Below are 11001 nucleotides of genomic sequence, written 5' to 3'. Positions count from 1 at the left end.
ACGGCCACGAGATAAAGAAAACCACGGCGCATGGGAATGTAGCTGATGTCAGCACACCAGACCTGGTTGGGCCGGGTGATTGGCAAGTCCTTCAGAAGATATGGATATATCTTGTGCTCCGGGTGCTTCTTGCTGGTCTTCGGTTCCTGGTAGATCGGCACCAACCGCATGAGCTTCATCAGCCGCCGCACACGATGCCGCCCGCATTTATGTCCCGCGCGAGCCAAGTGCCGGGCCATTTGCCGGGCCATTTGCCGGGACCCATACCACGGCGTCTCCAAGAACTGCCGATCGATAATTTCCATAAACTTCAGGTTCTCGGCGCTTTCACCGCGCGGCTGGTAGTAGAGGCTTGAGCGTGCCAGTGTCAGCAGGCTGCATTGCCGCCGGACGCTGAGATCAGGATGGTCTTTCTTCACCGCTTTTTGCCTCCAGCGCCGAGGACGAAACTGGAGGCTTCCGACAAAAAATCCCGTTCCACGACCAACTGCCCGATCTTGGCGTGTAGCTTTTCGACCTCTGCCGCCGATATCGTCGGCTCCGCGGTCGCCTGGCCATTGAAGGCTGCGGCCATGTTCTCGATCACAGTCCTCTTCCAGCCGCTGATCATCGTGGGGTGGATGCCATACTTCTTGGCAAGTTCGGCTGTCGTCAGCTCCTCGCGGATGGCTTCCAGAGCCACCTTCGCCTTGAACTCTGCCGAATAGCGTTTCCGTTTGGTCATTTCTGTGCGTTCTTCCTCAGGCGCTACAGCCTAGCACCTGGTCCGAAATCCCGCGACCACCTCTGTTTTCAAAAGCGCATTCGGAGAGACATGGCCTCGCGTCGTCGGGCTCTCAAAGACGAACTCCGCAGATATATTGGCTGCCTTGAGGGCGACCAGCTGGTCCAAAAGACGTACCGGCACGGTCGACAGCCGTCCGCATGTTGTCGTAGATCCCGCGGCCCGGCACGCCCTGAAAGACCCGGAACGCGTGCCAGTGCGCGTCGAACAGCATCTCATACGTCTGGAGCAGATAGGCTCTGACCAGAAACGCGCGGCTGTGCGACAGCTTGATGTGAGCCACCTGCAACTTGATGCGCTCGCCGCCGACATGGGCCCAGTCCTCGCTCCAGTCGAACTGGAACGCCTCGCCCGGCTGGAACACCAGCGGCACGAATGTTCCGCGATCCGTCGCCAGCTGCGCGCGTTGCCGGTCTCCTTTCCAGGTTCGCACGAAGGCTGCGACCCGCTCATACGAGCCGTCATAGCCAAGCTGAACCAGATCAGCGTGCATCTGCTTGGCGGTGCGCCGGTCCTTGCGCGACTTGCGCTGCTCCGTCACCAGCCAGCCTGACAGCTTCTCCGCATACGGGTCCAGCTTGCTCGGTCGCGCCGGTGTCTGAAACTGGGGTTCAACGATCCCCTCACGCAAATACTTCTTGATGGTATTGCGAGACAGCCCTGTCCGCCGCGCGATCTCGCGGATGGGCACATTGTCCCGTAACGCCCAACGTCGAATGACGCTCAAAAATCCCATGTCGATCACTCCAATATCCCCCGACGCATCCCGTCAGAGGCAAGGTTCCACATGGGTCAAATCTCAGTGACAATTTCGACTGTTGCTGGGTCAGTTCTCAGTGAAATCCAACAGTCGGGCCGAGCCTCGCGCCACCAGTCACGCAGCAGGTTCAGCAAGCCCGGGGATAGCATGACCTTGCGGTCCTTCCGTCCCTTGACCTGCTCGACGTGGATCAGCATCCGGTCGCTGTCGATGTCGCCGATCTTGAGGTTGCAGACCTCGGCGGCCCGAAGTCCTGCGCCGTAGGAGATGCTGAGTGCGGCCCAATACTTCAGCCCCGGCCCGGGTGCTGCCATCAGGATGTCGGACACCTCCTCGACGCTGAACACCACAGGCAACTTCCGCGGCTGCGTGCGGAACTGCATGTAACGCTTCATGTCCTCGCGCCCGCAGGTCATCCCGAAGAAGAACCGCAGCGCCACGATCCGCACGTTGAACGTGCTGGCCGTGACCCCGGTGTCGGTCATGTGAATCTGATACGCGCGCAGATCTTCCGGTGTGGCCGTGTCGGGTGACCGCCCGAGGAAGGCCGCGAAATCCTTGATCGCCCGGATGTGGGCCTTCCGGGCTTTCTCGCCCATGCCCCGGATGCGCATGTCTTCGACCATCCGCTGACGCAGCGGGCTTACTCTCTCCTCTGTCATGGGAACCTCCTGTCTGATGATTGAGAAGGCGCCAATCGTCAGACAGGTCGGTCAGATCGCAAAATGCGCGCCGTTACGGACGGTTCAATCCATCAGTCGAATGCGCCAATGCCGCGGAGCGGATTCGTCCTTGGGCCGTCCACGGCATCCCGCGGATCGGGCGAAATCAGTCCTTCGCGGCACGTGCAGGTTTGATGAAGGCTAATCATGTAGAGGATATGCAGTCCGCCGCACGCCCGGTTCCACCGCGAGCTTGGCCGTTCACCAAGCGCATCGTAGAATGCGTGTCATGGGGTATGTCACGTCGCTCTTCGCACGAAAGGTGGTCGCCGCGGCGGGCGGTGGGATTAATGCTGCAGCGATGCTGGCCAGTGTCGGGATCGCCCCGGATGACCCTTGGGACTCCGGGCAGATGGTTCCCGCCGAGCGCTACTACGACATGCTCGAAAGGATCGCCGATCAGGTCGACGTGACCGATCTGCCGGTGCGCGCGGGTGCCTCCATGCGGCTTGACGAATACGGGGCGCTTGGGCTGGCCTTCAAGGCCGCAACGACGCTGGGTGCGTCCTATGCGCGGGTGGAACGCTATGCGCGTCTGTGGACCAGCGTCGTCGAATACGAGTTGCAGCCGGCGGCTGAGGGCACGCTCTTCATCCTGCACCGGGCGGGCGAACGGCGCCTCGGGATGCGCCTGTCGAACGAGGCGACTCTTGCGAGTGCCGTGTCCATCGCGAGACAGGTCTGCCCGGTGCCGCTTGCGCCCGTGGAAGTGCTTGTCCGGCATCCCGCCCCGCGCACGATCGCTGCGCACGAGGAGTGGTTCGGCTGTCCGGTACGCTTCGGCGCGGACCGTGACGCGATACTCTATGCCGACGAGACGCTGGCCCGGCCCAACATCCTCGGGGATGAGGGGATCTCGCAATACCTGACCGCGCATCTCGACGCGGAACTGTCCGATATCACCCGAGAGCCCGCGCTTGTCACGCAGGCGCAAGCCGCAATTGCCCAGACGCTCAGCGAGGGGACGCCGAAGATGGCGGAGATCGCGCGTAGCCTGGGCCTCAGCACGCGGTCCTTCCACCGGCGCCTCTCGGAGCACGGGATGAACTTTCAGAGCCTCACAGAGGACACCCGCCGCGACCTCGCCGAAGGGCTCCTGCGGGACGAGAGCCACTCCCTGGCCGAAATCGCGTTCCTCACCGGTTTCTCCGAGCAGAGCGCCTTTACCCGCGCTTTCAAGCGCTGGGTCGGCACGACACCCGCGACCTATCGCAAGGATGTGACCCACCGCTGACGCGCGCATTGGCGAGTTCGGTCAAAAGGCTGGCAGCGTCGGTCAATACCGCGCGCCACCCCCGCGTCTATCCCTTGGTTACCGATACCGAAGCCAGGGAGACACCCCATGAAAGACCAACCGATCCTCGTCATCGGCGCCACCGGCAAGACCGGTCGCCGCGTCGCCAGCCGCCTCGAGGCGCGGGGCCTGCCCGTGCGCCGTGGCTCGCGCAGCTCCGCCACGCCCTTCGACTGGGAAGCGCCGGAGACCTGGGCTTCGGCCCTGCGCGGCGCCCGTGCGGTCCATGTCACCTATTTCCCCGTCCTTGCCTTCCCCGGAGCCGTGGAAAAGCTCGAGTCCCTCTGCGAAACGGCGCGCGACGTGGGCGTCGAGCACCTCGTGCTGCTCTCCGGCCGAGGCGAGCAGCACGCGCGGCTGGGCGAAGAGGTGGTGCGTAATTCCGGCGTCGACTTCACCATCGTCCGGGCTGCCTGGTTTGCGCAGAACTTCTCCGAAGGCTACTTGCGCGACCCGGTCCTGGCCAGCGTTCTTCCGATGCCCGGCGGTGATGTGGCCGAGCCCATCATCGACATAGACGATATTGCCGATGTCGCCGTCGCGGCGCTGACCGAAGAGGGGCACAAGGGCGAACTCTACGAGGTGACAGGCCCGCGGCTGATGACCTTCGCGGACATGGCGGCGGATCTCACGCGTGCTATGGGGCGCGAGATCCGACATATCCCCATCAGCTTCGAGGCGTTCCACGCGACCATCGCCGAGGCTGGCGGCTCCTTCGTGGCCGACGTCTTTACCGCCATCGCGCGCGAGACACTGGATGGACGAAACGCCCACACCACGGATGGCGTGATGCGCGCTCTCGGGCGCCCGACCCGCGACTTCGCGGATTTTGCCCGGGACGCCGCCGGAACCGGCGCCTGGACAAGCGCCGCCTGACCCGGCGATGAAAGGAGCCTGACATGAAACCCACCTTACTCGAAAAGATCGCGCTCGGTCTCTCTGGCCTCACCGCGCTTACCATCGGCGCTTTCATCCTGTTCGCGCCGCACGCCTTCTACGCCAGCTACGGCATCACGCTCGACGAAGATGCCAACCTATTGAGCGAATTGCGCGCCCCCGGTGCTGGCCTCACCGGTTTCGGACTTCTGATGCTGCTCGGCATCTGGCGGTACACGATCCTGCCCGTCGCCATGGCTGCGGCCCTGACGGTCTTTACCGCCTTTCCGGCCGGACGGCTGGTCGGGCTGGCAGTGGACGGGATGCCCTCCGGCAACGTCGTCGGCGCCCTCGTCGTGGAGCTGATCATTGCCGCGCTCTGCCTTGCAGCCTTCCGCCGGCGCCTCTGGCAGCCGGTGCCCGACCTCTCCACGGAACATCCCGCGCGCTGAGCCTGTCCCGGCGGCTTGGTGCATGACGCCCTGCCGCCCCCATTCAAGGAGCCTTGGCCCATGTCCCCTGTTCTCTTCACCCTCGCCCACCTCGCCGTCTTAGCCTATGCGCTAGTCAGCGGTGTCTTTCTCGCCTTCTCGGACTTCATCATGCGCGCCCTGTCCGTGACCAGCGGCCACGGTGGCGCTGAGGCCATGCAGGCCATAAACCGAGAGGTGTTCCGCTGGATCTTCATGGTGCTCTTCCTCGGGCTGGCGCCGTTATCCCTGCTGATTGCGGCCTATGGCGCAATAGTCGTCGAGAACGGCGCAGGAATGGTGATGATGCTGGCTGGCCTGACGTATCTCGTCGGATGTTTCGGGGTAACGGTGGTCTTCAACGTGCCGATGAACGAGACTTTGGCGGGCATGGAGGCCTCCGCGGATGCCACGCTGGACTACTGGACCGGCACCTATCTGCCCCGCTGGAGCTTCTGGAATACAGTCCGCACCGTCGCCTGTGGACTGTCTGCAGCCCTGCTGCTGTTCTCACTGGCCTGGGCGGCGCAGTCTCAGGCGCAGGCGGTTTGAAAGTCGGGCCGCACCAGGGCGTTGATCTGCGCCGCGAGGCGGAGGTCGCGCCCGTCCGCCGGCATGTTCGTTCACGCCCGACAGCCCTAATGGGAAGGGCTCGGCGATAACGAGAAAGGAGAATACTAATGGATGAACCGCGTTTCCGCCGAGCAACCACAGCGGACCTGGGGGCGATTGTCGCGATGCTGGCCGATGACGTGCTTGGTTCTTTGCGAGAAAACGCTTCGCCGGCTGTAGACGACTGCTACCGGGCTGCATTTGCGGAGATCGATGCCGATCCGAACCAGTTTCTTTGCGTGGTCGAGGTCGGGCAGCAGATTGTCGGAACCCTGCAGCTCACCTTCATCCCGGGTCTGTCTCGCAATGGTACCAAGCGCGGACAGATCGAGGCGGTGCGGATCGCGAGCGACCGTCGGGGCGGCAAGCTTGGCGAAGCGATGTTTGCCTGGGCGATCAGCGAATGCCGGGCAAACGGGTGTTCGTTGGTTCAGCTCACCACGGACAAGGCCCGGCCAGACGCCCATCGCTTCTATGAACGTCTGGGTTTTGAACCGACCCATGTTGGATACAAGCTAAGGATCTGAGGAAGGCCAGCTAATCGCCCTTCCGCCGGGGCACTTGCAGCTGCGGCGAGGATGCCGCCCCTTGGTCGAACCTCTGCTCTGACGGGCCGCAGCGCAGCATGACGCTGCGCGCACCTAAGGCAGCTATGGGCCGGTCACATCCAGAAGTATGACCACGCCTCGTAACTCTGCATCGGCGGCTGTTTGCGCACGGCTGCCATTTCCAAGTCATCTGCCACGGCCTCGCGCAATGAATGCGCCGTTCCATCACACCTTGCCGCTCGCCGACAGCAGCACGGCGATCGGGTGCGTGGTCTTCAGCTCGGCGAGGACAAGAACCAAGCTCACCGTCAGGGGCACTGCCAGCAGAGCGCCGGGTAGGCCCCAGAGCGTGCTCCAGAATGCCAGTGCCAGCAGCACAACGAAGGGGCTGAGGTTGAAGGCTCGGCCCATCATGCGGGGTTCCAGAATGAAGGCGACGAAGATCTGTGCGGCGGTGAGCGTGACCATAACCGTGCCCGCCATCGAGAATGTTCCGAACTGCGCAAGACTGAGCAGGACCGGAAAGATTACGCCGATCATCGAACCGAGATAGGGAATGTAGTTCAGGAACGCGATTAGCACCGCCCAGAATAGCGCGAACTCGATCCCCAGAAGCAGCATGATGACAAAGGAGATTGCCCCCAGGATCACATTGAGCACGGTCTTGACGAAGAGGTACTGCCCTATCCGCTCGTTGATCCGGGACAGGAGTGAAATGGCCCGCACTCCCACCTCTTCGTCGCCCATCGCGATCATGACTTTGCGCGCCATCACCCCTCGTTCGGCAATCAAAAAGCTGGAATAGAGCACCACGAGAAACAGGGTAACGCCGAACCCGCGCAGCGACAAAAGTGCTGGCGTCATCCAGGACCCGACATCGATCTGGTCCAGCGTGGCGCGGCGCAGGTTTTCCCATGTTGGTTCGTTTTCGATTCCCAGCAGGCTGGCATTGCGGCTGATGAGCTGTTCGAGGTTGGTTTCGTATTGCGGCAGGATCGCAACCACCTGTACCAAGTTGTTGATCACGAGGATGAACAGCATAACCACGAATATTGTGAACAGGATCAGGATCAAGCCCCGTCTGGCCCAGGCCGGCAGACGGCAAAGCATCGGCAATGCCTGCATGCTCGCCGCAGCCGTCGATAGGATATAGACTGAGATCACTGCGGCAAAGACCGGCAGCAGGATAGGTTTACCGATCCACAACAGCCAACCAAGCATCAGGGTCAGTGCTGTCGCATATGTTACGCTGCGCATATGTGTTCAAAAATCCCAAGGCCCAGTCGTTGGGGCATCTCAAAGCCTTGGGCCCAGAGTGTCAATCACTTGAGCGCGTTTCGGTCAATTACCCTTGGCAAATGCTGCGCGATGCACGAATGGCTGGTCTGGTGCCGCTCCAGCGCGGTGTCAGACCAATGGGTTAAAGTCCGGTTTGGGCCGTCCCTGACGCCGCAAGCCTGAGATGCATCCGAAGTCGGCAATGCGCCTTCAGGCATTCTTCACCACGACAACCGAATGGCTCGATCCAGCGCCGGGACCCAGGCATTCGGCCGATTAGATTTCGCGAATGCGTCCCGAAATGACACTTCCTGGATAGCGTCCCGGGGATTGGCTTAGGAGTAAGCGTTCAACTGCTTCTTCATAGCTGGTTTCGCTCGTTCATTGGACGGCGATCATCGCCGTCGCGTCGGTATCGTTGCACATGGCAGTCAGCTTTTCCGCCGGCATGTAGCGGCATGAGACGGCCCACTCATCAATTTGCTCCAGCATGAGCGCACCGACAAGGCGAACGACGGCCTCCCGGTTGGGAAAGATCCCGACGACGTTGGTGCGCCGATCGTTCGACGTGGTTGCGCGGTGCCACTGGCACCACGGTCACGTCTTACCATTGCTCTTGGCGATCACCCCTGGAACGTCGATCATGGTCTCGGTCCTCGTTCTCTCCTTCGTGTCATCGGTCTTTGAACAACCTCAGACTACGAAGAAGCGCGGCGCCAATGGCTTCGCGCGCGGCCTCCTACACCATCTCCCGGGGCACTACCCTTTCCTGCAGGACTTTCATGGTATAGGTGGCCAGTCGGCACTGACAAAAAGCAGGGTACATGTTCGACAAATCTGAAAATTCTGAGCAACCCCAAGAAGCGCGCGCGTCGAAAGACTGGGTCAAGATACTTTCAAACTACCGCGAACCCAGTTCTCATCGCAGCGCGTACGAACTTGCAGTCACCGTCGGACCTTTCCTTCTTTTGTGGAGCATCGCGTGGTGGTCTTTGTGGGTCAGCTACTGGCTGACCTTCGCAATTTCTCTGGTCAACGCAGCCTTTCTTTTACGCCTTTTTGCCATCCAGCATGACTGCGGGCACGGGGCGTTTTTCAAGAATCGGACTGTCGGCGATTGGCTCGGGCGGGTGCTGGGCGTGCTGACCCTGACGCCCTACGATGTCTGGCGTCGAACGCATTCAATTCACCACAGCTCATCCGGGAACCTCGGGCGGCGCGGGATTGGCGATATTCACACATTGACGGTCGCGGAGTACCAGGATCTGACGCCGCTCAACCGCTTGATGTACCGGCTTTACCGAAACCCCATAGTGTTATTTGGTTTCGGCCCGGGATACCTGTTCCTGTTTCAAAATCGCTTGCCTTTGGGCCTTATGGCCAGCGCCCGGTATTGGGTCAGTGCCATGGCCACCAATGCAGCTATCCTTGTTGGGTTGCTGAACATTGCCTATTTCGGCGGCTTGATGCCGATCCTGCTGATCTTCCTGCCGACGACACTTCTGGCGGCGACGGCGGGGATGTGGCTGTTTTACGTGCAGCATCAATTCGAGGACACGCATTGGGATGTCGAAGAAAACTGGCAACTGCATGACGCCGCCCTTCGAGGCAGTTCGCATTACGTGCTTCCGCCGTTGCTGCAATGGCTGAGCGCCAATATCGGAATTCACCATGTCCATCACCTTTACAGCCGTATTCCGTTCTATCGACTGAACGAGGTGCTGCGCGATCACGCGGAACTTGCCGAAGGCAATCGGATGACGATCAGGGAAAGCCTTGGGAACGCACGGCTGCATCTCTGGGATGAAAGGACTCAACGTCTGCTGTCGTTTTCGCAGGCTCAAGCTCGTTGTCGCTAATTCAGAGAAGGTCAGGCACCAGATATTTGAGATGCCCTTCGAAGCCAATATTTACCATTGGGATGGCGTTGTTGCACAAGTCTGTCGACGGAGGATTCACTTTGCGAATCCATGGCGTTAGATGCGGTGCATGAGCAAGCCATCTCCCGCCCGCTATCGCACGACGAACTGGTCCAGTTACAACGCGTCGCTGCGCAAGCGAGGATCCCTGCTGATCCATTGCCCGGCAGCACATGCCCGCATTTGCGAGAGGGTGGGTCGACAAGGACATGACCTGGGACGCGCCTCGTGACGGTCGGCTTGGACGCCCGCCGGTCTTTTCCGATGCGGCCATCCAATTCTGCCTGTCGATCAAAGTGCTGTTCAAGCTGCCGCTTCGCCAGACTGCCGGGATGGTCGCCAGCCTGCTGCGGATGGCAGGGGTGGACTGGCCGGTGCCAGACTCTTCGACCCTTTGCCGTAGGCAGAAAACCTTGGCCGTGCAGATGAGCACTGTGACCGCCGATGGCGCCTATGACACGCGCCGTTGCCACAGGGCCATCATCGCCCGTGACGTCATCCCGATCATTCCGATCCGCAAGAACGGGCGGCATTGGAAAGAGGACTGTCCGGCTGCGCGCGCCCGGAACGACACTCTACGCGCCACCCGACATTACGGCAGAGCGTTCTGGAAACGCTGGACCGGATACCACGCCTGCAGCCGGATCGAAGCGAAGATGCGCTGCCTGAAATCCTTCGGCGAACGCATCGCGGCACGAGACCCCGACCGCCAGACCGCTGAAATCCAGATCCGCATCGCACTCATGAACCGTTTCAACGCCCTCGGTACTGCCGAGATCATTCGCGTCGCCTGACAGAAAACGGGAATGGGTCAGTTACGCCTCAGATGCGAGTTCCGCAACAACGCCCATGTCGGGTCTCCTGTGTTCGGACCGGTGATATAGGCCCGCACGAAGAGCATCCGGCTGTGGCAAAGCCGGACGTGAGCGACCTTCACAGTGGTCGTCGCGCCATCGATCACTGCGATCTCGTGGCTCCAATCGAATTGGTAGGCCTCGCCCGGATCGAAGATCAGCGGGACATAGGCAGCCGCAGATGCCACCTGCTCCTCCTTGGACCACGTGGCCGCGTATCGCCGGACCGCATCATAGCCGCCGTCATATCCGAGGGCTCTGAGTTCCTCGAAGATCCTGATCCGGGTCAGCCTCTCGCGCTTGGGCTTCCGCGCGTTTGTCGCCAGCATCTCGTCGAGTTCGTCCTTCCAAGGACCGATCTTCGGCTGCGGCTGGACGGTCCGCTCGTAGGTGTGCTCGGTCGCACCGGACCGGATCACCTTGCGCACCGTGTTCCGTGAAATCCGCAGTTCCCGGCAGATCTGCTTGATCGGCTTCTTGTCCTGAAAATACGCCCGACGGATCTTCGCTATCGTCTCCACCACCAACATCCCACACTGCGCTCCCCAATGACCTGGGGGGCATTATCCAAATCAGTGTAAGGGGGGGTCACTTTTGGACGCCGATCACCCCGCTACGGGGTCAAAATTGCATGCTTGTTCACAGTCCAGGCAAACGAGGTGAACTGCGATCCCTGATCGCTGTTCATGATGTCAGGCGGCCCGAACCGATAGATCGCTTCGTTCAGCGCCTCGACGCAGAAGTCGGCGTCCAGCGTGTTCGATATCCGCCACGACAGAACCATCCGGGTATCCCAATCCATGATCGCCACCAGATAAAGGAACCCACGACGCATTGGCAGGTATGTAATGTCCACGCACCAGACCTGATTTGGCCTGTCCACC

General features: G+C 61.1%; 7 protein-coding genes and 7 pseudogenes. 7 read left to right on the top strand and 7 right to left on the bottom strand.

Annotation, left to right across the window (positions count from 1 at the left end):
* The 3 pseudogenes from CHB90_RS27205 to CHB90_RS24445 form a co-directional block, all read right to left on the bottom strand.
* Positions 1–724 (bottom strand): annotated as a pseudogene (locus tag CHB90_RS27205) (IS3 family transposase); the annotation flags it as partial.
* Positions 725–899: 175 nt separating this feature from the next.
* Positions 900–1520: pseudogene (gene istA, locus CHB90_RS24450) on the bottom strand (IS21 family transposase); the annotation flags it as partial.
* Between the two features lie 104 nt (positions 1521–1624).
* Positions 1625–2206, bottom strand: a pseudogene (locus CHB90_RS24445) (tyrosine-type recombinase/integrase); the annotation flags it as partial.
* 289 nt (positions 2207–2495) lie between these two features.
* Here CHB90_RS24445 and CHB90_RS24440 point away from each other — a divergent pair.
* From CHB90_RS24440 to CHB90_RS24420, 5 genes are all read left to right on the top strand, one after another.
* Positions 2496–3500: an AraC family transcriptional regulator gene (locus CHB90_RS24440; RefSeq protein WP_089280342.1), complete on the top strand. Its 1005-nt coding sequence runs from the start codon at positions 2496–2498 to the stop codon at positions 3498–3500.
* 108 nt (positions 3501–3608) lie between these two features.
* Positions 3609–4436, top strand: a complete 828-nt coding sequence (locus CHB90_RS24435) for an NAD(P)H-binding protein (RefSeq protein WP_089280339.1) — start codon at positions 3609–3611, stop codon at positions 4434–4436.
* 23 nt (positions 4437–4459) lie between these two features.
* Positions 4460–4888: a DUF4345 domain-containing protein gene (locus CHB90_RS24430; RefSeq protein ID WP_089280338.1), complete on the top strand. Its 429-nt coding sequence runs from the start codon at positions 4460–4462 to the stop codon at positions 4886–4888.
* A gap of 60 nt (positions 4889–4948) precedes the next feature.
* Entirely contained in the window at positions 4949–5458 is a 510-nt protein-coding gene (locus tag CHB90_RS24425) for an anthrone oxygenase family protein (RefSeq protein WP_089280337.1), read from the top strand.
* A 128-nt stretch (positions 5459–5586) separates the two neighbouring features.
* Positions 5587–6045 carry a GNAT family N-acetyltransferase gene (locus CHB90_RS24420; RefSeq protein ID WP_089280336.1) on the top strand — a complete coding sequence of 153 codons (459 nt, stop codon included), beginning with the start codon at positions 5587–5589 and terminating at the stop codon, positions 6043–6045.
* A gap of 246 nt (positions 6046–6291) precedes the next feature.
* Here the strand turns inward: CHB90_RS24420 and CHB90_RS24415 are convergent, their stop codons facing one another.
* Complete coding sequence (locus tag CHB90_RS24415) at positions 6292–7287, bottom strand: AI-2E family transporter (RefSeq protein ID WP_245823367.1); 996 nt, start codon at positions 7285–7287, stop codon at positions 6292–6294.
* A 438-nt stretch (positions 7288–7725) separates the two neighbouring features.
* Positions 7726–7902, bottom strand: a pseudogene (locus tag CHB90_RS27200) (transposase); the annotation flags it as partial.
* Positions 7903–8168: 266 nt separating this feature from the next.
* Here CHB90_RS27200 and CHB90_RS24410 point away from each other — a divergent pair.
* Together CHB90_RS24410 and CHB90_RS24405 are read left to right on the top strand one after the other, a co-directional pair.
* Positions 8169–9203, top strand: a complete 1035-nt coding sequence (locus tag CHB90_RS24410; protein WP_089280334.1) for a fatty acid desaturase — start codon at positions 8169–8171, stop codon at positions 9201–9203.
* Positions 9204–9333: 130 nt separating this feature from the next.
* Positions 9334–10057, top strand: a pseudogene (locus tag CHB90_RS24405) (transposase).
* A gap of 86 nt (positions 10058–10143) precedes the next feature.
* Here CHB90_RS24405 and CHB90_RS24400 read toward each other — a convergent pair.
* Both CHB90_RS24400 and CHB90_RS24395 read right to left on the bottom strand, forming a co-directional pair.
* Positions 10144–10647, bottom strand: a pseudogene (locus CHB90_RS24400) (IS21 family transposase); the annotation flags it as partial.
* A 113-nt stretch (positions 10648–10760) separates the two neighbouring features.
* A pseudogene (locus CHB90_RS24395) lies at positions 10761–11001 on the bottom strand (transposase); the annotation flags it as partial.

The organism is Antarctobacter heliothermus (assembly GCF_900188425.1).
Taxonomy (GTDB): domain Bacteria; phylum Pseudomonadota; class Alphaproteobacteria; order Rhodobacterales; family Rhodobacteraceae; genus Antarctobacter; species Antarctobacter heliothermus.
This window is presented reverse-complemented; position numbering and strand designations above follow the sequence as displayed.

Coding starts and splice junctions, on each gene's coding strand:
- CHB90_RS24440 (WP_089280342.1), top strand. CDS start 2,496: ATGGGGTATGTCACGTCGCTCTTCGCACGAAAGGTGGTCGCCGCGGCG.
- CHB90_RS24435 (WP_089280339.1), top strand. CDS start 3,609: ATGAAAGACCAACCGATCCTCGTCATCGGCGCCACCGGCAAGACCGGT.
- CHB90_RS24430 (WP_089280338.1), top strand. CDS start 4,460: ATGAAACCCACCTTACTCGAAAAGATCGCGCTCGGTCTCTCTGGCCTC.
- CHB90_RS24425 (WP_089280337.1), top strand. CDS start 4,949: ATGTCCCCTGTTCTCTTCACCCTCGCCCACCTCGCCGTCTTAGCCTAT.
- CHB90_RS24420 (WP_089280336.1), top strand. CDS start 5,587: ATGGATGAACCGCGTTTCCGCCGAGCAACCACAGCGGACCTGGGGGCG.
- CHB90_RS24415 (WP_245823367.1), bottom strand. CDS start 7,287: ATGCTTGGTTGGCTGTTGTGGATCGGTAAACCTATCCTGCTGCCGGTC.
- CHB90_RS24410 (WP_089280334.1), top strand. CDS start 8,169: ATGTTCGACAAATCTGAAAATTCTGAGCAACCCCAAGAAGCGCGCGCG.